This window comes from Oceanobacillus sp. FSL W7-1293 (genome assembly GCF_037969815.1).
In the GTDB taxonomy this organism is placed as follows: Bacteria; Bacillota; Bacilli; order Bacillales; family Amphibacillaceae; genus Oceanobacillus; species Oceanobacillus oncorhynchi.
In genome coordinates this window covers 3,881,145-3,903,634 of record NZ_CP150212.1, presented here as the reverse complement: position 1 = coordinate 3,903,634, position 22,490 = coordinate 3,881,145, and the positions used below count along the sequence as shown (strand labels likewise).

Genomic DNA, 22,490 nt, shown 5'->3' with positions numbered 1-22,490 from the left:
TTTAACAAAAATACGATGACAGTACACAACAACGATGTAAACGCATACATAAAATCAGACTAAATAGAATTATTAAAAAAATTACAAAATACTATTGACTATCATACGGAAACAAGATATGATTGTTCGCAATATAAGATATTTCTTAACGAAACATTTTTAAAATATCAAGAAGTTATTTCTTCACCAATATATTGAATACGTTGACGGGAAAAAAGGAAAAGACCATAGCTTTTACAGAGATCTGGGGGTGCTGGAAGCCCAGAATAGCTACTTATTCCGACATCGTCCCTGAGTGTCACATGGAAAGGAATATTCCAATTATATGTGACCAGGTGCATGACAATCTATGTACCTGTTATCAAACATAGCTCTAGCAGCTATTGAGGCAAAGTTTGAAAGAACTTTGTAAAACTGGGTGGTACCGTGAAAAGCAGATCCTTTTCGCCCCATACATGATAGGAAAGCATGTACATGGGGGGAAAAGGGTCTTTTTTAATTATTTTCGTAAAAACCCGAAACCAATCGCATGACAAATAGTTAGTTTAATTGAAAATTTCAGTTTTTTTTAGCAAATAGGAAAATATCAGCGTATTCCATTTGTGTAACAAAATCATTCATCCGAAAGCGTGGTGAATGGCACGTTTTCTAAAAGAAAAAGGAGGGGCATTGTTGTGAAAGTTAATGCAAATCAAGGGGTAGAAGTGAAGAGTAATTTGGTCACAGGGTCTGATTTGTTAGTGCAGGCATTGGAAAAAGCAGGTGTTGAAGTTGTGTTTGGTTACCCGGGAGGTGCTGTTTTACCAATTTATGATGCGCTGCACCGTAACGATACAACCTTCAAGCATGTACTTTCGCGACATGAGCAGGGCTCCATACATGCGGCGGAAGGTTATGCAAGAGTGTCTGGGAAACCAGGTGTTGTTATTGCAACCTCAGGACCGGGAGCAACGAATTTAATTACAGGAATTACGGATGCCATGATGGATTCGATTCCATTAGTTGTATTCACGGGGCAGGTTGCGAAGCAGGTTATTGGAACAGATGCTTTTCAGGAAGCAGATGTCATGGGAATCACGACACCAGTTACAAAGTATAATTACCAGGTAAATGATATCGCGGACTTGCCGAGAATCGTGAACGAGGCATTTCATGTTGCAACAACAGGCAGACCGGGCCCGGTAGTTATTGATATTCCTAAAAGTATTTCCGAAACTGTAACAATCAATGATTACGAGGATGATTTTTATTTGCCGGGCTATCAACCGACAGTTTATCCGAACCCGATGCAAATCTCAAAAGTAACGGATGAGCTGAGCAAAGCAGAAAAGCCGGTCATATTGGCTGGAGCAGGAATTTTAATTGCAGGAGCAACAGAAGAGTTAAAGCAATTTGTCAACAATTGGGAGATTCCAGTTGTCACGACACTGCTGGGACTGGGAAGCTATCCCGGCGGAGATAATCTGTCGCTTGGCATGGGCGGAATGCATGGAACGTATGCAGCAAATAGAGCCATTTATGAAAGTGACTTGCTTATCAATATCGGAGCACGGTTTGATGATCGATTGACTGGAAATCTGCAGCATTTTGCTCCTAATGCAAAAGTAGCTCATATCGATATTGATCCAGCTGAAATAGGGAAAAACGTTGAAACAGCAATCCCAATCGTAGCAGATGCGAAACAGGCGTTGAACGTACTTCTGCAGCAGGAAGTAAACCGCGGAGATTATACAGCCTGGTTAGATAAAATCAAGAAGAATCAAAAAGAATATCCGTTATGGTACAACCGCGAGGATAACCCGATCAGCCCGCAATGGCTAATCGAGCAGGTATATAAAAAGTCGAATGGAGAAGCGGTTGTGACAACCGATGTAGGACAGCATCAAATGTGGGCAGCTCAGTTCTACACCTTCAAGAACCCGGATAATTGGGTGACTTCAGGAGGACTTGGCACGATGGGCTTTGGTTTCCCTGCAGCAATCGGCGCGCAAATCGCCAAGCCGGATAAGATGGTTATCTCTATCGTAGGGGATGGCGGTTTTCAAATGACATTGCAGGAGCTGTCTATCTTGAAAACACAGAATTTGCCAGTAAAAGTGGTTATTCTGAATAATGAAGCACTTGGAATGGTAAGACAGTGGCAGGAAACATTTTATGAAGAACGTTACTCTCATTCCTTATTTTCAGAAAACCCTGATTTTGTGAAACTGGCAGAGAGTTATGGAATCAAAGGAATGCGTGTAGAGGATGAAAAGAATGTTCCAGATGCGCTGGAGGAAGCTTTCTCACATGATGGCCCGGTTGTTATTGACTGCCGGATTGAAAGACAGACATGTGTATACCCGATGATTGCACCAGGCAAAGGAATGCACGAAATGATTGGGGTGACAAAATAAAATGAAACGGATAATCATTGCCACCGTTCAAGATCGCGGCGGGGTTTTAAATCGAATCACTGGCATGCTGCACAGACGCCAGTTCAATATTGAAAGTATTTCTGTCGGCGCTTCGGATGTAAAAGGTATTTCCAAAATGACATTTGTTGTCGAAATTTCGGATAAGCAGAAGCTGGAGCAATTAACGAAGCAGCTGAATAAACAAATTGATGTCATTAAGGTTTTAGATGTCACAGACAAAGCTATTGTGACCAGGGAGCTTGCTTTAGTAAAAGTGGTCGCAAACAATCAGACGAGACCTGAAATTATGACACTGATTACGGCCTTCCGTGCAGACGTCATCGATATCAGTAAAGACAGCCTGATGATACAGGTTACCGGCAAGCCGGAGAAGGTCGATGCGTTGATTGGATTGCTCCGGCCGTATGGCATTAAAGATTTAACAAAAACAGGATTAACAGCATTTCCAAGAGGTTATCAACCTGAACAAGGTTTTAGTGAGCTGAACAATATTTCAGCTCATGGATAATAGATAAAAATAATAATAGACAAAGACGAGAGGGAGATTACATTATGGCAAAAGTATTATACAACAAAGATATCAATCAAGAGGTATTAAGAGATAAGAAAATCGCAATCATTGGTTATGGTTCACAAGGTCATGCACATGCAATGAACTTAAGAGATTCCGGATTCGATGTTATCGTCGGCTTACGTCCAGGAAAGTCACAGCAAAAAGCAGAAGCAGACGGTTTTGAGGTATTTTCAGTAGCAGAAGCAACAGCTCAGGCTGATTTAGTAATGGTATTGCTTCCAGATGAAATGCAGCCAAAAGTATATGAAGAAAGCATCAAGGATAACTTGCAGGAAGGAAATGCATTAGCATTTGCACATGGATTTAATATCCACTTTACACAAATCGTTCCTCCTTCAAATGTAGATGTATTCTTAGCAGCACCAAAAGGACCTGGACATCTAGTACGACGCACGTATGAAGAAGGAGCCGGCGTACCAGGATTATACGGTGTGGAACAAAATTATACTGGGAATGCGACAGAAGTAGCACTTGCTTATTCTTATGGTATTGGCGCAGCAAGAGCAGGCGTATTGGAAACCAGCTTCCAGGAAGAAACAGAAACAGATCTATTCGGAGAACAGGCTGTACTGTGCGGTGGAGCTACTGCACTTGTGAAAGCAGGATTTGAAACATTGACAGAAGCAGGCTATCAGCCGGAAGTAGCATACTTTGAGTGTCTGCATGAATTAAAACTAATCGTTGACCTGCTTTATGAAGGTGGATTAGAAAATATGCGTTATTCTATCTCCGATACAGCACAATGGGGCGACTTCGTATCTGGACCTCGTGTTGTTGATGAAGGAACAAAAGAGCGTATGAAGGATATTCTTTCTGATATCCAAAATGGTACCTTTGCGAAGGGCTGGATTTCTGAAAACCAAACAGGCCGTCCGCAGTTTAACGCAATCAACCGTCGTGAAAATCAACATCAAATTGAAGTTGTTGGAAGAGAGCTGCGTGCTTTAATGCCATTCGTTAAAAAACCAATTAACGATGTTTCGGAAAAAAATGAAAAAGCACAAGCTCAAAATTAAGTTCTTTGATACGACTCTTAAAGATGGTGAGCATTCACCAGGAGTTAATTTAAACTAATAATCTAAGCAGCTTGAAAAATAGAAGAGGGATTGAATGGAGGCTGGATTTCCAGCCTCCTTCAATGGAAGTATGAAATCAGCTATTCAGGTTTTCCTTGCAGCCCTGTTTGTATATAGCGTATCAATCAAAAGAAGGCACCTGAGGAAATTGTCGAAACAGGTGTAAACAGGTTTTGATAGGTGAAAGGGAAATTTGGAGATGCCGAATGATTTGCAGGAGATGCGACGTGTTTCGACAAACTTCCATAAATGCATTTGTTCAAGCGGTGAAATGTTACTTTGTTCAAAAGAATACTACTATTAAACAGCTCGTTCACGAGTAAGAAGAAGGAGAAATAATAATGGAAAAGAAAATTGTCCTGTTACCTGGAGATGGAATTGGTAAAGAAATTATGGAGTCAGCAAAAAAGGTACTCGCAGCGATTGAAAGTGAATATCATCATCGGTTTATTCTCCAGGAGTGTGCAATTGGCGGAGATGCTCTTGACCGTTATGGTGTGCCATTGCCAGATGATACACTTCATGCATGTAACGAAGCAGATGCTGTCTTGCTCGGGTCAGTGGGAGGTCCGAAATGGGATAATCAGCCACCGGAATTCAGACCGGAAAAAGGATTACTGGGAATTCGTAAAGGGTTAGGCTTATTTGCAAATCTGCGTCCTGTGAAGACATTCCCGGCCCTGTTACATGCCTCTCCTTTAAAAGAAGAAATCGTCAAAGATTCTGATATGATGATTGTCCGTGAATTGACTGGAGGTTTGTATTTCGGCGAACCTAGTGAACGCAGAAACAATGGAGAAGACGTGGTAGATACACTCGCTTATTCAAGACATGAGATTGAAAGAATCGTAGAAAAGGGTTTTGAATCTGCACAAATCCGCAATAAGCATTTAACTTCTGTTGACAAAGCAAACGTATTAGAATCCAGCCGGGTTTGGAGAGAAATCGTGAATGAAAAAGCAACAGATTATCCAGATGTAAAGGTAGAGCATTTACTGGTAGATGCCGCTGCAATGAAGCTGATTACCAATCCAAGCGGATTTGATGTAGTTGTCACAGAGAATTTATTTGGCGACATTTTAAGCGATGAAGCTTCGGTTCTGACAGGATCACTGGGCATGCTTCCATCAGCAAGTGTCCGCACAGACGGTTTAGGAATGTATGAGCCGGTCCATGGTTCAGCTCCTGATATCGCTGGAAAAGGAATTGCGAATCCAATCGGCATGATTTTATCCACGGCATTAATGCTGGAATACTCCCTGGGGATGCAGGAAGAAGCGAAAGCAATCGAATCCGCGGTGATGGATTGCCTGGAGCAGGGCTATCATACAGCAGATTTAAAAATTAAAGATGGCAAACAAATGAGTACAGATGAAATAACAGAAGCGATTATCGAAAATTTAACGACAAAGTGTATTTCTGATTCAATTTGTAGCTCTTATGTATAAGGAAGTTGAACTATTTTAAAGACGATATGTATCGTTTCGGAGGTGTAGAAATTGGGAAAGGCTTTGACAGCATTTGAAAAAATTTGGAATAAGCATGTTGTAAAAGAAGAGGAAGGAAAGCCGGCTCTTTTATATATCGACCAGCATCTTGTTCATGAGGTAACGTCTCCGCAGGCGTTTGAAGGTTTAAGGCTGAATGGACGAAAGGTAAGGCGTCCGGATTTAACCTTTGCTACAATGGATCACAACGTTCCAACTATTAACAGAGAAAACATGAAGGACGAAATTTCCAAAAAACAAATGGAAGCTCTAAAAAAGAATTGTGCCGATTTTGGCGTGAAGCTGGCGGATATGTATCATCCGGATCAAGGGATTGTCCATATCATTGGGCCGCAGTTAGGTTTAACCCAACCGGGAAAAACCATTGTTTGCGGGGATAGCCATACATCCACACATGGAGCATTTGGAGCATTTGCATTTGGGATTGGAACCAGTGAAGTAGAGCATGTTCTGGCAACACAGACAATCTGGCAAGACAAACCTAAAACATTGAATGTTCAAGTCGTTGGAGATTTAGGCGTTGGAGTGACAGCGAAAGATTTGATTCTGGCGATTATTGCAAAATTCGGCGTTCGTTTTGGAACAGGATATGTAATGGAATACACTGGTGACGCTATTCGTAAATTAACGATGGAAGAAAGAATGACGATTTGTAATATGTCCATTGAAGCTGGCGCACGTGCCGGTTTAATCAGTCCGGATGAAACAACTGTAGAATTCCTTCGCGGTCGTGAAATGGTTCCGGAAGGAGAAGCTTTTGAAGCTTTAGCAGAAGAATGGTTAGCACTGGCTACAGATGAGGGTGCTGAATATGATCATACCGTTACCATCTATGCAGACGAAATTGAACCACAGGTGACGTGGGGAACAAACCCTGGAATGGGCGTGCCAGTCAATGCTTCTACACCGACAATTGCCGACTCAGAGTATCCGGACGAAGTAGAACGTGCTCTGACCTATATGGATTTAGAAGAAAATCAGCCGATCACATCGATTCATGTCGACCATGTCTTTATTGGCTCTTGTACGAATTCCCGATTGAGCGACCTGAAAAAAGCCTCGAAAATTGTCGAAGGCAAGAAGGTAAAAGATGGTATTAAAGCAATCGTGGTACCTGGGTCATTTTTGGTAAAACAGCAGGCAGAGGAAATCGGTCTTGATAAAATCTTTATAGATGCCGGGTTTGAGTGGAGAAATTCAGGCTGCAGTATGTGTCTGGGAATGAATGATGATATTGTCCCTGCTGGCGGCAGATGTGCATCAACGTCAAACCGGAACTTTGAAGGAAGACAAGGAAACGGGGCGCGCACACACTTGGTAAGTCCAGAAATGGCGGCAGCAGCAGCAATTGAAGGGCATTTTGTAGACGTGAGAAAATATGTGGGAGTACCGAGCTAGGAGGAGTAGATGATGGAAGCTTTTAAAGAGCATAAAGGAATTGCTGCTCCGTTAAATCGCAGTAACGTAGATACAGATCAGATTATACCGAAGCAATTTTTAAAACGAATTGAACGCACCGGATTTGGTGAATTTTTATTTTTCCATTGGCGTTTTGACGATGACGGGAACTTACGTGATGATTTTGTTTTAAATCAGCCCAAATATGAAAATGCTACAGTGCTTTTAGCAGGCGATAATTTTGGCTGCGGCTCCTCCCGTGAGCATGCACCATGGGCATTGGAGGATTACGGATTTAAAGTAATCATTGCTCCGGACTTTGCCGATATTTTTTATAATAATTCGTTGAAAAACGGCATATTAGTAATAAAGATGAATGAAGAACAGGTGCAGCAATGGATGAAAAAAGCGGAAGATGGCTTAACCCTGGATGTTGATCTAGAAAATCAGAAAATTACAGATGCAGATGGCACGGTTGTTTCTTTTGATATTCCAGCTTACCATAAGGAAAAGCTTCTTAACGGCTGGGACGATATCGCACTGACGCTTTTAGAAGAAGATGCGATTCAAGCATTTGAAGAAAAACGTGCTTAGAGATGATAAGCAGCTTTAATTATGAGAAAATAGAGAGATAGATAGAAAACTATAATGAATAAGAGGACTGAAGGAGTGTGGATTCACTTGGGGATCGCTTAACTGGTGAAAAAGTATATCAAGCATGGAAGAAATTAAAGCCGATTGTTCATCAAACACCGCTGTTAACATCACATACAACAGATGAATTAGTAGGGAAGCATGTCTATTGTAAGATGGAAAATCAGCAAAAAACGGGTGCATTTAAGTTTCGGGGCGCAAGCTACAAACTGATGCAAATGACAGATGAAGAGCTTGAGAATGGTGTTATTACTGCATCTGCCGGAAACCATGCGCAAGGAGTTGCACATGCCGCTTCTAAATTAGGTGTGAAGGCAACAATATTTATGTCAGAAGGCACACCGCTTGCGAAAGTGAATGCAACCAGAAATTATGGGGCAGATGTTATCCTGACAGGAGAGAGCTTTCAAGAAGCTTATCAGGCCTCACTGGAGCATCAGCTGAAAACTGGCGCAACCTATATTCATCCTTTCGACGATCATGATATTATGGCTGGACAAGGTACTATTGCTATGGAGCTGCTGCGTCAGGAAGACCGCATCGATACGATTTTAGTACCAATTGGCGGCGGCGGTTTAATCAGCGGCATTGCAGTTGCTGCTAAGCATATTAACCGAAATATCAAAATCATTGGTGTACAGGCTGAAGGAGCTGCCGCTATTTATGACAGCTACCGCACCAAACAGGTGAAAAAATGGACGCAGGTGAACACCATTGCAGAAGGCATTGCAGTAAAGGAACCCGGAAAGCATACTTTACCGATCATCCGGGAATATGTGGATGATATTGTCACTGTAACTGATGAACAAATTGCTGCAGCGATTATATATATGCTTGAACGGAATAAAACATTGATGGAAGGAGCTGGAGCAGCCGCTCTGGCAGCCCTATTCGCACATCATCATCAGCTTCGTTCTAGACATTGCGGAGTCATCGTGAGTGGTGGGAACCTCGATATCGGGAACATGCAGCGAATTCAAGAGTTATCCGAAAAGTATAAGCCAAAAAAAGTAAAATCATATGTCGCTTTGTAAAATGAAACTTCATTCTGTGAGGGAGACCTTATGGGATGAAGTTTTTTTGGTGTCATGAAAAATGACAGAAATAATCGTATTGCCTGCAGATAAAATCAAATTTTGTTGCATCTGCTCAGATAGTTCAGGAAAATAGATACTGTATACTCTTTCGAATATCCATTTTTACCCTTAATTGAAAGTATATTTACCTTTCAGTGATTGTTAATATATGTTAAAAGTGACGATATATAGATGATTCTATTTGATAAAACGACACGAAATAAGAAGGAAAAAATTAAAAAAATTATTCCGATTTTTGAAGTAAATTATTGGAATAAGCCCTTGGTTTTAAAGGATTTTAATGACGTAAAGGGAAAATGTAAATCGTTTCCAATTTTATTTTTTGCCAAAACCTATTGATTTTAGGGAGGTTATAAACTATAATTTCAAAGTATATTAAGGTTTGTTTACGATAAGTTTTCGAACTTTAACTTTTTGAAACAAAAATGCAATATTTTAGAAGAGCCAGAGATGAGAGAAAAATAGAATAGATTTTACTGTGTTAAAGCGATAAAATTCTCGTTTATTTACGGACAATTTTCAGAAAAATTTCAACAGTTATACTTTTATCATACTACATAATGTTATACGAGATAAAACAGTCGCTTAATCGGTGCACTAGATTTATATCATAGATGATTGCTGCAGCAATTATAAAACGAAACTTCACTCAGTGGGAGTTAAGTGATTCAGGGAGATAATGGACGGTTCTCCGTGATAATAACAGATATGATTTAGTAGAAGAGCAGAGCTTAGACCAGAAATGTTTGTACGTATCTTTTTAGTTAGGAATTAATTAAAATGAATGAATGTACATGCATTTTTTTATTCAGAAATTACTCAAATTTTTGTCATCTGAGTATTCAACAATCGAAAAGGAAGGGGCTGAGAATTTAAACGGAGAAAAGCATACATCGTAGAGAATACAATTTGAGTAAGGGGGATACAGGTTTGAGTAATGAACTGCTAAAAATAAAAAACCTTAAAACATCTTTTCGGATCGGCGATGAATATTACGCAGCGGTGGATGATGTAACGCTTACGTTGAATAAAAATGAAGTATTGGGGATTGTTGGAGAATCCGGTTCAGGAAAAAGTGCCTTAGCATTTTCAATCATGCGTTTACACACGAGAGCGAAAATAGAGGGAGAAATTTCGTTAAATAATCAAAATATTGTTAAGATGCCAAAATCGAAGCTAAATAAAATACGTGGAGACGAGATGGCGATGATTTTCCAGGATCCGCTGACTGCGTTAAATCCATTGATGCCGATTGGCAGACAAATTGAAGAGAACTTATTTTTGCATAATAAAAAACTGGGGCAGCAGGGCAGAAAGAAACGTACGATTGAATTGCTTAATTTAGTAGGCATTCCAAGGCCAGAGCGAGTTTATGAGCAATTTCCGCATGAATTATCCGGCGGGATGAGACAGCGTGTCATTATAGCAATAGCAATTGCCAATGATCCAGAGCTGTTGATTGCTGATGAGCCGACTACTGCTTTGGATGTGACGATTCAGGCGCAAATTCTTGATTTAATCCAAGAATTAAAACAAAAAATACATGCAGGGATTATTTTGATCACTCATGATTTAGGCGTTGTTGCGGAAATGGCTGACCGGGTGGCGGTTATGTATGCTGGGCAAATTGTAGAAATAGCACCTGTGGATAAGTTGTTTGCTAATCCGCTTCATCCTTATACAAGATCCTTATTAAATTCGGTGCCGACAGAAGGACAGGACAGGCTTCATGTGATTCAAGGTGTTGTGCCGACGTTAAAAAACCTGCCGAGAACAGGCTGTCGTTTTGCAGAGCGTATCCCTTGGGTCGATGCATCTCATCATGAGGAGAACCCAGACTTACATGAAGTGGAACCTGGGCATTTTGTCAGATGTACTTGTTATAAGCATTTTTACTTCCCGGATAATAAGGAGGAACAGGAAAATGGCGTTTCTTGAGGTGAAAGATTTACAAGTATACTTCCCGATTAAGGGTGGAATTTTAAATCGAACAGTTGACCATATACGTGCGGTTGACGGGGTGTCTTTTGAACTGGAGCAAGGGAAGACATATGGATTGGTAGGAGAATCCGGTTCTGGAAAATCAACCACAGGGCGTGCGATTATTGGTTTGGAAGATGTGACCTCTGGACAAGTTTTGTTTAATGGAAAAGACGTTACTGATAAAAAAGCAAAAACCAAAGACTTCCGAAAAGATGTCCAAATGATTTTTCAAGATCCTTATTCTTCGTTAAATCCGAGGAAAAGGGTATTGGACATTGTGGCAGAGCCGCTTCGGAACTATGAAAAATTATCGAAATTAGAAGAGAGGAAACGTGTACAGGAGCTTTTAGATATCGTTAATGTGAGTTCTGACAGTATTTTTAAGTATCCGCATGAATTTTCTGGCGGGCAGAGACAGCGTATCGGAATTGCCAGAGCGATTGCTTTAAAACCGAAACTGATTATTGCAGATGAACCTGTGTCTGCTTTGGATGTTTCTGTACAGGCGCAGGTGCTTAATTTTCTTCAGGAAATCCAGAAAGAATTGAATCTAACCTATCTCTTTATCAGCCATGATTTGGGAGTGGTAAAGCATATGTGTGACAATATCTCAATCATGTATAAAGGAAGGTATGTGGAACAGGGCAGCACAAAAGACATCTTTGAAAACCCACAGCACATTTATACAAAACGGTTAATTGCAGCTATTCCCGATATTGATCCTAAAAATCGTGAGAGGCAATTTAAATTCCGGCAAGAAATAGCAAAAGAATATCGTGAGTCTTATGATAGGTATTTTGACGGTAACGGGCTGGCTTTCGGTCTTCAGTCTATTTCTAGCACTCATAAAGTTGCTTTGCCAGAGAAAGGTTGATTCGTCTATGTGGAAATTTATTGTTAGAAGGCTATTAATTACATTTCCCCAAATTGTATTTTTAAGTGTACTTGTATTTATTATGGCACAGCTTATGCCTGGGGATGCACTCACCGGTCTGATTGATCCGACGATTACACAGGAAGCTTTGGAAATTCAGCGTGAGCGGTTAGGGCTTAATAATCCATGGTATATCCAATATGCAGATTGGGTTACTGGCCTGGTACAGGGAGATTTAGGACAGTCCTATCGATTTAAAACGGATGTAACAGCGGTCATTTCTGAGCGATTAAATAATACAGTCCTGTTATCTGTTGTTGCACTTGTATTTACATATTTAATTGCCATCCCGCTTGGACTTATCAGCGGGCGTTATAATGATTCGCCTTTGGACTCAGCAATTACAGGCTACACCTACCTTGGTTTTGCTACACCTATTTTTATATTCGCTTTAGTTATTCTTTGGATTTTTGGGTACCAGCTGGGATGGTTTCCGACAAGTGGCAGTGTGGCTCCTGGAATGCAACCCGGGACAATGGAATATTACCTGAGTAAATTAAATCATTCACTTTTACCAGGAATATCCATCGCATTGATTTCTGTTGTCGGCACGGTGCAATATTTAAGAAGTGAAATTGTTGATACAAAGCAAAAGGATTTTATTATTACAGCAAGAGCAAAGGGAGCTTCTGAAAACCGTGTTTATAACAGACATATTTTCCGGAACTCAGTCCTGCCGATTGCAGCTTTCTTTGGCTGGGAAATCACATCTTTAATTACAGGTACTGTGTTTGTCGAGAGGATTTTCGGTTATCCAGGGATGGGGCTTTTATTCTTAGAATCAATCGGGCAGCGTGATTTTAGTGTTGTGACAGCACTTACCTTATTATTCGGTATTGCCAGCATCTTAGGTGCTTTATTATCGGATATTATCTTAGGTATGGTAGATCCGAGGATCCGTATTAAATAGAATTTTGACAGACACTGAGGTGAATAATATATGGAAGCTAATACGGCTAAAATTGCTGAACAAAAGAGTCCTTCTTCCCTTAATATCTTATTAAGAGAGTTGGTTCGGGATAAACTGGCTTTGGTTTCACTGATTTTCTTAATTTTAATTACCGCTTTTGTATTTGGAATTTCTTTATTTCTAGATCGAGCAGAAATTGTGACGGTAGACTTATTTGCTATTAATGAACCGCCTTCTGACCAATTTATATTAGGAACAGATTATGGCGGACGTGATGTATTTGGCCAATTAATTATTGGCACACGTAATTCTTTGGCAATTGGGTTTTTAGTAACATTTATAAGCGGTGTATTCGGAATCGCTTTTGGTGTTGTCTCTGGTTATTTTGGAGGGCACATCGATAATTTCATGATGCGTATTATCGACTTCTTTATGGTATTGCCATTTCTAATGATTATTATTGTTTTTGTAACGATGACACCGAGTTATGATATCTTCACTTTCGCTGTCATTATGGCAGCCTTTAACTGGATGGGAATAGCAAGATTAATCCGCTCCAAAGCATTGCAGGAGAAAGAGCTTGATTATGCACAAGCATCGAAAACATTAGGCTCTTCTAACTTTAGCATTATTTTTAAACAGGTTTTACCCAACATTACATCGTTAATTATCGTAACGATGACGTTAAATTTAGCGCAAAATATTGGGATAGAGTCTGGATTATCCTTTCTAGGATTTGGTTTTCCAGAGGATACGCCGAGTTTAGGAACATTATTAGCTTATGCAACAAATCCGCAAACATTGGAATTTCGCTGGTGGATATGGGTGCCGGCTGCAGTATTGATTCTATTATTGATGCTAAGTGTACGTAATGTCGGAGAAGCATTGCGGCGTGCGGCAGATGCAAGACAGCGGAGAGGTTAGAAATTTATTTTGTTACTTACATCAATTGCCTACAGCAGCTTGGTGTTTAGTATATATTGCCGGTAGTCCTTGCCGGCGTAAAAGAAATATAATTAAAAGGGAGGTTTACAAGGATGAGTAAAGCAAAATTTAGCAAGCTTTTATTTGCAATGATGTTGGTTCTACTTCTTGTACTTGCAGCCTGCAGCGGCGGTTCTGATGATGCTGAGGGTGACGGAGGCGAAGACAGCGGAGATAGCGGTTCAGAAGAAAATAATGATTCAGGAGAAGCTGATGGTGAGATATATGATATAGCTGATTTTAGTCCTACTAAAGAAGGGGAGCCAATGGATGGCGGAGAGTTGAATTTTGGACTTGTATCAGATACCGTTTTTGCTGGAACCTTGAATTTTAATTTTTATTCAGACGTATATGATTCGGAAGTAATTGATTGGTTCGATGAGGCGCTTTTAGAAGTTGACGATACGTTCACTTATACTCAAGAGGGTGCAGCTCAATTTGAGGTCAATGAGGAAGGAAATGAATTTACTTTTACAATTCGTGATGAAGTTAATTGGCATGATGGCGAACCAGTAACTGCAGAGGATTGGGCATTTGCCATTGAAGTTATAGCTGACCCAGATTATGACGGTCCGCGTTACGGGGATGTTGTAAACCTCGTCGGTGCAGAAGAATATCATGATGGGGAAGCAGACAGTATTGAAGGATTAGAGATTATTGACGACAAAACGTTGAAAATGACCTTTAAGCAAGCAACACCTTCCTTACTTTCAGGCGGAATATGGTCTTATGCGTTACCAAAACATATCTTTGAAGATATTCCAGTAGCAGATATGTCTTCTTCTGATGCGGTACGTGAAAACCCGATTGGGATTGGCCCGTTTAAAGTGGAATCTATCACTCCAGGTGAGTCTGTAACCTATACAAAAAATGAAGATTATTGGAGAGGCGAGCCTTCTTTAGATAAAGTAACACTAAAAGTAATTGCTCCTCAAACTGTCGTACAGGCCTTGGAAACTGGAGAAGTAGATATGGTGGATTCTTTCCCTACAGATCAATATCCAGATGTAGTAGATTCGTTAACAAATGTAGATTTCTTAGGAAGACTCGACAGATCTTATTCATATGTCGGTTTTAAAATGGGAACCTGGGATGATGAGAATGGAAAAGTAGATATGGATTTAGAAAATTCAAAAGTCGGCGATGTCGAATTACGCCGGGCAATGTGGTATGCAGTAGATAATGATGCTGTAGGAGAACGCTTTTATAATGGATTACGTTGGAATGCAACCACATTAATGCCTTCTTTCTATGAAATTTATCATGATGATTCTATTGAAACGCCAACTTATGACCCGGATATGGCAAATCAAATTTTAGATGAAGCCGGCTATGAAGATGTAGACGGAGATGGTATCCGTGAAAATCCAGACGGAGAAGAGCTAGTGCTTAATTATGCAACGATGGAGGGTGGAGACACCGCAGAACCTTTAGCAAATTATTATATCCAATCATGGGAACAAGTTGGAATTAAGGTAGAAAAAATTGATGGACGTTTATTAGAATTTAATGATTTCTATGATCGAATTGGACAGCAGGGTAATGATGATCCAGACATTGATGTTTATTCAGCTGCTTGGTCAGTAGGAACGGATGTTGACCCGACAGGCTTATGGGGACCAAATGTAATATATAATTTCACTCGCTGGGAGGATGAAGAAAATACACGTCTTCTAGAAGAAGGAGTTTCTCCAGAAGCGATGGATCTAGAATATCGACAAGAAGTGTATAGTGAGTGGCAAGAATATATGGTAGAACAAGTGCCTGTATTCCCAACGGTTTACCGTGCTGAATTAGCTCCGGTTAACGAACGCGTAGTAAATTGGGATATTCGACAAGAAGGACAGGAAATACTTCGTTATGAAGTTGGTGTGACTCAGGACGAACCAGTATTGCCTTAATAGAATGACTGGGAAAGACCCGCAGCCTGCGGGTCTTTTCTTTTGGAGGTATTCTTTGTTATGAATCTTTATTTATGACACTTTTGATCCTGTGTCACAAAAATCTCAGACGGAGGCTGTTTGTTTCATTGATAGAGGTGCTAAAACGTATATTTCTAAATGTACAAGAAAACACGGGCTGCTACGTGTTTTGTCTATTTCAAGTATCGTTTTACGTTTTCTATCATTTCAGCCAAGAGGACTCCTTCCTCAAAAATTCGATGAAATTTTAGATGGGAGGTGAATTGGCGGTTTTAGCTTTTTTCGCTAGAATTTTTATTCCCTTTATAGTAAAATAAGTTATAGAACACTTGTTCGATATGGAGGGGGTGGAAAGTAAATGGCGAATTACCAAACGATGCAAATATGGGTAAAAAAGAATCACCGTATGTACGGATATTTCAAAGAAATGTGCCAAAATGCAAAAAATATGCACAACACAACCAATTTTTATATCCGGCAAGTTTTTACAGCTTTCACGCAGGAAAAAGCGTTGCAGCCGCTTCAAGAAGAAGTGTTAGACGCTATCCAAAAACATATGCCAATAATCAACGATAACCAATTCGTTGTTTATCAAAAGAAGGTCGTAAAAGAACATTCCAAACCCGCCCAAGAACGAAAAGAAATCAAGTGTCATTTATTCAAAGAACCTTCCAGAGAAAATCCGTATGTTGGTTACAATTTTTTGGATGCTCTTTTTAAACCCATGGCACAAGAAGATTATCGCTCTCTACCCACGCAATCGAGTCAAGGGGTTATGAAAACGGTGTTCCAAAATTGGAAAGCATTTTATGGCAGTTTACGAGAATATAAAACGAACCCTTCCAAGTTTAAAGCAAGACCAAAAATTCCAGGATATCGTCGTAAGAAAGAAAAAGAAGTTCTTTTTTCAAACCAAGATTGTGTCATAAAAGAGAATAAGTTTTTGAAATTTCCTAAAACGAAGGAACGTTTAAACATCGGTAAATTAGGGTTTACGGAAGGTAAACTGAAGCAAGTCCGCATCATCCCAAAGTATGGTCAATACGTGGTAGAGCTTGTTTTTCAAATTCAAGCAGAACAAGAAATGAAAGCATCGAAAAAACGGTACATGTCCGTTGATTTAGGAATGGATAACCTTGCAACCATTGTCACAAACACAGGACGAAAGCCTGTTGTAGTGAAGGGCCAAAATATCAAATCCATCAATCAACGCTACAACCAATTGAAAGCGCATTACCTCGGAATTCTTAGACAGAGTAAAGACACCAATGAAGGTCAGTTTACGTCGAAACGATTGGAGAAAATCAACTACAAACGCTTTAATCAAATCAAAGATTTATTTCATAAAGCGAGTTACCGAATCGAAAAAATAGCCCTGGAAGAGGATATTGATACCATCATTATTGGGCAAAATAAAGCGTGGAAACAACATGCCAAAATGGGGAAACGAAACAACCAATCGTTTACAACCATTCCGCATCGTCTTTTGATGCAAATGATCAAATACAAAGCCCAGAGACATGGAATCAAAGTTATTGTGACAGAAGAATCCTACACATCGAAAGCGAGCTTCCTTGATCAGGATGAAATCCCTGTTTACGGTGAAAAGACTTCCAAAAAAGCTTTTTCAGGTAAGCGAATAAAACGCGGGCTGTATCAGTCCAAGCATGGAGTTATGGTGAATGCCGATGTCAATGGAGCCGGAAATATTATGAGGAAAGTCTTTCGGGAAGCATTTGAAGAACCCTTCGCTTGCGTTGAGATGCTGCTTCGACCGGCAGCAATCATTCTTAAATAAAAGTAGTCCCAAAGGCAGGACCAATGGGATAGCGGGGTTGGGTGTTTTTAGTACACCAACGTGTCAACTCCACTGGCGGTTAATCGTCATAAAAGTCGATACCCCAGAAACCCCCACTTCAAATTTCAGTAGAAATTGAGTGGCGGGAGTATTCATTGTTTCAAATTCATCGATATGGTCCATCATGGTTTCTAAAGTGCTTATTTCTTATTTGTGTATCTTTTGCTTTATATCCTCTGAAGGTGGAGCTACGAATTTTGTGATTAATCGAATAGCAGTATTAGTTAGTGCTGTTTTTCCTTCCGTTTTGCCTTCATTCCGAAAAATCTCTGCTAAACTCATTGCCAGTTCACTCCCTTCTCGATAAGTGTTCCCTATATGGTGGATTATATAATAATAATGCTTCCTTGTAAGTTGACGGTTGATGCGGGAGCCATCATCATTGTTTGCCATTAAATTCACTCAAATCACATATTTGATTATTTCTAAAACCTCTCATTTGCGCTATAATGGATACGGATACATAATGAGTAATTTACAAGCGTCAGATCATCTCGGATATTAAGAATCTTCATTCAGGAGGCAAATATGATGAATACACAGGAGCAATTAAAAAAAGCAGTTGGCGAAAAAGCGGCGACCTTCGTGAAGGATGGAATGAAAGTCGGTTTAGGATCAGGTTCCACAGTATATTGGCTTGTTCGCGCTTTAGGTGAAAGAATTGAGCAGGAAGGCATTCAAATAGAAGGAATTCCATCTTCTATTCAGACCGGTGCATGGGCAAAGGAATTCGGCGTTCCTCTGACTAATTTTGCGGAAACAAAGGAATTGGATGTAACCATTGACGGCTCAGATGAAGTGGATCCGGATTTTCAATTAATCAAGGGCGGCGGTGCAGCGTTATTTAGAGAGAAAATCATTGCGCAGGCTGCCGAGAAGTTAATTATTATCGTGGACGAGTCAAAAATGGTTGACCATTTAGGAGCGTATGCTTTGCCGGTAGAAATTCTGCCATTTGCCTGGGAACGTACAGCTCATGAAATAGAGAAGCTTGACTGTGTGCCGGTGCTTCGTTTGAAGGATGGGGAGCCGCTTGTCACTGATAATGGAAATTATATTGTAGACTGTCCATTTGAAAGGATAGAGGACCCAGCTGACTTAGACTGGAAAATACAGGCAATTGCAGGCGTGGTGGAAACAGGTCTGTTCATTGATATGGCGGATACTGTCATCATCGGAAGCTCAGAGGGTGTAAAGATAAAAGATAAATAAATTTGCAAATGAAGAATCATCGTGAAGATGGTCTTTTTATGCAGGTAAGAAAATGTATAAAAAATGCTGAATATAGCCGCTTCAACGGGTTTCATGGGGTGAGTAATCGCAACCCCAGAAATACACTCCGCTTTCCGTGGGCTTGAGCTCAGCCTCCTTTAAAGAAGACTTGTTGATTGGCAAGCCGTCAGGCGCAGACAGAAGCATAGTCGCACTTATGCCCCGCGGGTAGAAAAAAGAAGGTCACTTTTTTTCTGCGGGGTCTTCACTCTGCGCATTCCCACAGGAGTCTCCGTGTATTTCTTCCGAGGAGGCTGAACGTTGCCCGCGGAAAGCGACATCCCGCAGCGGACATCTCTTTGGCAAGAATGCCGAGGTTTTAAAGGCCAAGTAATGTTCTTGGTCTTTCTTTTGGCGAAAAGTATGAAACGAAACTTTAAGATCATCCCCTAATACCTTCATAACAATCCATTTTTCTAACCAAACATTCCTCTGGTTATGCACGAACTTGGCCGGCATAGCATAGGCTAATGTGGAGCTGGAGACATTGCCAGAGAGGATGAGGCCATTTGTGTGGAATTACCGGATTCATTAGCTGGGATAAACGTGCGAGGGACGAGAGAGGCACATTAGAAAAGATGGCAGCTACATTGTCTTTGCGCGGTCCAGATGCAACGGATTATTGGCTGGATGGTCATGTAGGATTTGGCCATACCCGTCTTTCTGTTATTGATTTAGAGGGCGGCAGACAGCCGATGACCAAAGAGGCGGAACATAAGCAATACGTTATTTGTTATAACGGAGAGCTTTATAATACAGAGGAATTACGGAAAAGCCTGATGCAGCGCGGATATACATTTACGACATCCTCGGATACAGAGGTCCTGTTAACAAGTTATATGGAATGGAAGGAAGACTGTGTGGACCACTTAAACGGTATTTTTGCGTTTGCTATTTGGGATAATGCGGCGGAGAAGCTGTTTATTGCACGTGACCGTTTAGGGGTAAAGCCGTTTTTTTACAGTGAAAAAGGAAAGACATTTGTGTTCGGTTCCGAAATAAAAGCGCTCCTTGCGCATCCGCAGGTAACAACAAAAATTGATCGTACTGGGCTCTCGGAGGTCTTTGGTTTGGGGCCTTCCAGAACACCGGGGCATGGGTTGTTTAAAGATGTCAATGAATTAAGAGCCGGGCATGCGATGACTGTTTCGAGAGAAGGAATAAAGGTCTGGCGTTATTGGAATTTAGAAAGTAAAGAGCATAAGGATTCCTTAGAAGAGACAGCAGAAAAAGTACGGACGCTGTTTATCGATTCCGTTCAAAGGCAGCTTGTAGCAGATGTGCCTGTGGCTATCTTCCTGTCAGGCGGTTTAGATTCCAGTGCAATTACAGCCATAGCGGCAAATCAATACAAAGAAAAAGGACTGGGCGCTTTATCAACCTTCTCCCTCGATTACCAAGGTAATAAAAAGCATTTTCAGGCGAGTAAGTTTCAGCCTTCCAGTGATCAGCAATGGATTGAAAAAATGGTAGAAGCTTTCTCAACCGATCATCATGAAGAAGTGATTACCGGGATAGAGCTTGCTTCCCTGCTGAAAGAAGCGGTCGAGGTGAGAGACCAGCCGGGGCAGGCAGATATTGATTCCTCCTTATTATGGTGCTGCCGGCAGATGAAGAAGCATACAACCGTGGCGTTGTCAGGGGAATGTGCAGATGAAATATTCGGCGGGTACCCTTGGTTCCATGACCCGACAGCAGCAGGAGACAGCTTTCCGTGGATCCGGTCTTTAGATGGAAGAGTTGAATTATTGCATGATGATTGGCAGAGCAAATTACAAATTGCAGATTATGTGCAGGACAGATATCAAACGACAATAGATGAAACACCCCGTTTAGACGGAGAAAGCAAGGTAGATGCAAGGCGCAGGGAATTGTTTTATTTAAATATGCAGTGGTTTATGTCCCAGCTTCTGGACAGAAAAGATCGAATGAGCATGGGAGCAGGTTTGGAAGTGCGTGTTCCATATGCTGATCATCATCTTGTGGAATATGTCTGGAATATTCCCTGGGAAATGAAAATGGCGAACGGCAGGGAGAAAGGGATCTTACGAAAGGCGATGGAAGGCGTTCTGCCGCAAGAGGTGCTTTACCGGAAGAAGAGCCCTTATCCAAGGACATTTCAGCCGGAATATACGGAGCAGGTGTCGCAGTGGATGCGGAAGATTTTAACCGACTCCGAAGCAAGGATCTTTGAGTTTTTGAAGAAGGATAAGGTAGAGAAAATTGTAGAAAGCACTGGAAAAGAGTTCAAGGACCCATGGTATGGTCAGTTAATGAGAGGGCCGCAATTAATTGCTCATCTCTGTCAGATTGATTATTGGTTACGGAAATATGATATTGAAGTTAGTGAATAGGCTATTCGGCTGATACAACAAAAAAAGCACAGGAAGCAGACGTTTTATGACACCTCTGTTTCCTATGCTTTTTCTTTTTTGGAAGCATGTACCATGATGTTCAAAATAATATCAAAAAAGTGTGAAAAAGCTGTATTGACGTGAAATTTGTCGAATGATAAGATATTATCATGCTTTAACACTTTAACATGTTGAAAAGGGGCGTTCAGAATCCATTATGTTTTTTAAAGAGCAATATCAGCTGATAAAAGACGTGGCAGAGGATATTTATTACCATCCGGAATTAGGCTATAAAGAAGAGCGGACAAAAGAGAATATCATCCGCTTTTTAAAGGAAGTTGATCCCAATGTGGACATCGAGCATTTCAGTACGACAGGATTCAAGACGACATTAGGGCCCAAAGAAGGGGATACACATATTGCGTTTATTGCTGAACTGGATGCAGTGTATGCACCATCACATATGTACGCTGATAAAGAGACCGGAGCGGCTCATAACTGCGGACATTATACGCAGGTAGCTATCGCACTGGCAATCTATCGTTATTACGTGAAAACAAATGCCAGCAAGAACTGGAAAAATAAAATAAGTTTTATCTTTGTCCCAGCAGAAGAGTATTTAGATTTGGCTTATCGTGATGCATTGATTGAACAGGGAACAATCAGGCATTATGGCGGCAAGCCGGAATTGATGAAGCTGGGTGTTTTTGATGATATCGATTTAGCTATTTGCGTACATGCCATTGGCGGCGAGTTTGATAACCGGACAGTGAATGTGAATTGCGATTTAGCTGGTTTTCTTTATAAAAAGTATACCTTTAAAGGAAAAGCAACGCATGCCGGCTTTGATCCGTTTTCCAGCAAGAATGCCTACAGCATGTCCACGGTTTTCAATACTGCAGTTGGTCTAATGAGACAGCAGCTGGATGAGAAGGAGCATGTTCGTATTAATCCTATTGTGATGGGGTCCGATATGTCGACCAATGTGGTTCCGAATGAAATCACAGTTGGCACCGATCTCCGGACAAAAACCGTGGATTATTTAAAAGAAGCAGCAGCCAAATTGGATGATGCAGCCAAAGGAAGCGCGATTGCCCTGCAGGGGGACGTGAGAACACATACACAAATGGGATATCTTCCTTTTGTTCAGAACAGATACCTTTCCACCTTTGTACAAGCTGTTTTTGATAATTTTTCGGAAATTGATGAAATCGATAACGAGAGCTTTATTAGTGCAGCAGGAGATATTGGGGATTTATCGTATATAATTCCATGTATCCAAATCGGCTACAGCGGCTTTACGGGAACAATTCACGGTGATGATTTCATTGATGTAGACCCGGAATTTATTTATAGCATTTTTCCGGAATTTGTTGCGGAAGTATTAGAGAATATAGATGAAAATGTGGACAAGGAAAAATTGTATAAACGTTCTTATTCGGAATATCTTTCGGTGATTAATCAGATTGTGGATGGTTCCAACTAGTTGCGTTTAAAAGGATGTTCAAAAAGCCTAATAAAAGGGGCTTTTTGAACACGTACTTTAAGA

General features: G+C 40.7%; 17 protein-coding genes and 1 pseudogene. 17 read left to right on the top strand and 1 reads right to left on the bottom strand.

The window, feature by feature from the left end; all coding sequences use genetic code 11:
• Window positions 1–674 precede the first annotated feature (674 nt).
• The 14 genes and pseudogenes from ilvB (at window position 675) to MKY65_RS19020 (ending at window position 17,255) form a co-directional block, all read left to right on the top strand.
• Window positions 675–2,396: a biosynthetic-type acetolactate synthase large subunit gene (gene ilvB, locus MKY65_RS19085; RefSeq protein ID WP_339179628.1), complete on the top strand. Its 1,722-nt coding sequence runs from the start codon at window positions 675–677 to the stop codon at window positions 2,394–2,396.
• A gap of 1 nt (window position 2,397) precedes the next feature.
• Complete coding sequence (gene ilvN / locus MKY65_RS19080) at window positions 2,398–2,925, top strand: acetolactate synthase small subunit (RefSeq protein WP_339179626.1); 528 nt, start codon at window positions 2,398–2,400, stop codon at window positions 2,923–2,925.
• Window positions 2,925–4,007 (top strand): ketol-acid reductoisomerase, encoded by a 1,083-nt coding sequence (gene ilvC / locus MKY65_RS19075; RefSeq protein WP_339185315.1) that lies wholly within the window; start codon window positions 2,925–2,927, stop codon window positions 4,005–4,007. Before ilvN ends, ilvC begins: the two co-directional genes overlap by 1 nt.
• A pseudogene (locus MKY65_RS19070) lies at window positions 3,982–4,065 on the top strand (hypothetical protein); the annotation flags it as partial. The gene ilvC and the pseudogene MKY65_RS19070, both read left to right, overlap by 26 nt.
• Before the next feature lie 343 nt (window positions 4,066–4,408).
• Window positions 4,409–5,515, top strand: coding sequence for a 3-isopropylmalate dehydrogenase (gene leuB, locus MKY65_RS19065; protein WP_339179623.1), 1,107 nt, complete (start codon window positions 4,409–4,411; stop codon window positions 5,513–5,515).
• A 51-nt stretch (window positions 5,516–5,566) separates the two neighbouring features.
• Window positions 5,567–6,973: a 3-isopropylmalate dehydratase large subunit gene (gene leuC / locus MKY65_RS19060; RefSeq protein WP_339179620.1), complete on the top strand. Its 1,407-nt coding sequence runs from the start codon at window positions 5,567–5,569 to the stop codon at window positions 6,971–6,973.
• Window positions 6,974–6,985: 12 nt separating this feature from the next.
• Window positions 6,986–7,567 carry a 3-isopropylmalate dehydratase small subunit gene (gene leuD / locus MKY65_RS19055; protein WP_339185313.1) on the top strand — a complete coding sequence of 194 codons (582 nt, stop codon included), beginning with the start codon at window positions 6,986–6,988 and terminating at the stop codon, window positions 7,565–7,567.
• Between the two features lie 77 nt (window positions 7,568–7,644).
• Complete coding sequence (gene ilvA, locus MKY65_RS19050; protein ID WP_339179617.1) at window positions 7,645–8,661, top strand: threonine ammonia-lyase; 1,017 nt, start codon at window positions 7,645–7,647, stop codon at window positions 8,659–8,661.
• 993 nt (window positions 8,662–9,654) lie between these two features.
• Window positions 9,655–10,662: an ABC transporter ATP-binding protein gene (locus MKY65_RS19045; protein ID WP_339179615.1), complete on the top strand. Its 1,008-nt coding sequence runs from the start codon at window positions 9,655–9,657 to the stop codon at window positions 10,660–10,662.
• Window positions 10,649–11,581 carry an ATP-binding cassette domain-containing protein gene (locus MKY65_RS19040; protein ID WP_193065373.1) on the top strand — a complete coding sequence of 311 codons (933 nt, stop codon included), beginning with the start codon at window positions 10,649–10,651 and terminating at the stop codon, window positions 11,579–11,581. The genes MKY65_RS19045 and MKY65_RS19040 overlap by 14 nt, the downstream gene beginning before the upstream one ends.
• 7 nt (window positions 11,582–11,588) lie before the next feature.
• Window positions 11,589–12,551 carry an oligopeptide ABC transporter permease gene (opp4B, locus tag MKY65_RS19035; RefSeq protein WP_042530042.1) on the top strand — a complete coding sequence of 321 codons (963 nt, stop codon included), beginning with the start codon at window positions 11,589–11,591 and terminating at the stop codon, window positions 12,549–12,551.
• A gap of 30 nt (window positions 12,552–12,581) precedes the next feature.
• On the top strand, window positions 12,582–13,475 hold the full coding sequence (locus tag MKY65_RS19030) for an ABC transporter permease (protein ID WP_339179611.1): 894 nt from the start codon (window positions 12,582–12,584) through the stop codon (window positions 13,473–13,475).
• Between the two features lie 113 nt (window positions 13,476–13,588).
• Complete coding sequence (gene opp4A / locus MKY65_RS19025; protein ID WP_339179609.1) at window positions 13,589–15,436, top strand: oligopeptide ABC transporter substrate-binding protein; 1,848 nt, start codon at window positions 13,589–13,591, stop codon at window positions 15,434–15,436.
• Between the two features lie 379 nt (window positions 15,437–15,815).
• Window positions 15,816–17,255: a transposase gene (locus MKY65_RS19020; RefSeq protein WP_339179606.1), complete on the top strand. Its 1,440-nt coding sequence runs from the start codon at window positions 15,816–15,818 to the stop codon at window positions 17,253–17,255.
• A gap of 207 nt (window positions 17,256–17,462) precedes the next feature.
• Here MKY65_RS19020 and MKY65_RS19015 read toward each other — a convergent pair whose 3' ends face one another.
• Complete coding sequence (locus MKY65_RS19015; RefSeq protein WP_339179604.1) at window positions 17,463–17,708, bottom strand: hypothetical protein; 246 nt, start codon at window positions 17,706–17,708, stop codon at window positions 17,463–17,465.
• A gap of 138 nt (window positions 17,709–17,846) precedes the next feature.
• On the opposite strand from MKY65_RS19015, the gene rpiA reads away from it, so the two are divergent.
• The 3 genes from rpiA to MKY65_RS19000 all read left to right on the top strand — a co-directional run bounded on the left by rpiA (window position 17,847) and on the right by MKY65_RS19000 (window position 22,427).
• Window positions 17,847–18,527: a ribose-5-phosphate isomerase RpiA gene (rpiA, locus tag MKY65_RS19010; protein WP_339185311.1), complete on the top strand. Its 681-nt coding sequence runs from the start codon at window positions 17,847–17,849 to the stop codon at window positions 18,525–18,527.
• A 569-nt stretch (window positions 18,528–19,096) separates the two neighbouring features.
• Window positions 19,097–20,941, top strand: coding sequence for an asparagine synthase (glutamine-hydrolyzing) (asnB, locus tag MKY65_RS19005; RefSeq protein ID WP_339179602.1), 1,845 nt, complete (start codon window positions 19,097–19,099; stop codon window positions 20,939–20,941).
• Between the two features lie 217 nt (window positions 20,942–21,158).
• On the top strand, window positions 21,159–22,427 hold the full coding sequence (locus MKY65_RS19000) for a M20/M25/M40 family metallo-hydrolase (protein ID WP_339179600.1): 1,269 nt from the start codon (window positions 21,159–21,161) through the stop codon (window positions 22,425–22,427).
• The last annotated feature ends 63 nt before the right edge of the window (window positions 22,428–22,490 follow it).

Bases quoted from the DNA above. Each gene is read 5' to 3' on its own strand.
- ilvN (WP_339179626.1), top strand. From the start codon at position 2,398: ATGAAACGGATAATCATTGCCACCGTTCAAGATCGCGGCGGGGTTTTA.
- leuB (WP_339179623.1), top strand. From the start codon at position 4,409: ATGGAAAAGAAAATTGTCCTGTTACCTGGAGATGGAATTGGTAAAGAA.
- leuD (WP_339185313.1), top strand. From the start codon at position 6,986: ATGGAAGCTTTTAAAGAGCATAAAGGAATTGCTGCTCCGTTAAATCGC.
- MKY65_RS19040 (WP_193065373.1), top strand. From the start codon at position 10,649: ATGGCGTTTCTTGAGGTGAAAGATTTACAAGTATACTTCCCGATTAAG.
- opp4B (WP_042530042.1), top strand. From the start codon at position 11,589: ATGTGGAAATTTATTGTTAGAAGGCTATTAATTACATTTCCCCAAATT.
- MKY65_RS19030 (WP_339179611.1), top strand. From the start codon at position 12,582: ATGGAAGCTAATACGGCTAAAATTGCTGAACAAAAGAGTCCTTCTTCC.
- opp4A (WP_339179609.1), top strand. From the start codon at position 13,589: ATGAGTAAAGCAAAATTTAGCAAGCTTTTATTTGCAATGATGTTGGTT.
- MKY65_RS19020 (WP_339179606.1), top strand. From the start codon at position 15,816: ATGGCGAATTACCAAACGATGCAAATATGGGTAAAAAAGAATCACCGT.
- MKY65_RS19015 (WP_339179604.1), bottom strand. From the start codon at position 17,708: ATGGCAAACAATGATGATGGCTCCCGCATCAACCGTCAACTTACAAGG.
- rpiA (WP_339185311.1), top strand. From the start codon at position 17,847: ATGAATACACAGGAGCAATTAAAAAAAGCAGTTGGCGAAAAAGCGGCG.
- MKY65_RS19000 (WP_339179600.1), top strand. From the start codon at position 21,159: ATGTTTTTTAAAGAGCAATATCAGCTGATAAAAGACGTGGCAGAGGAT.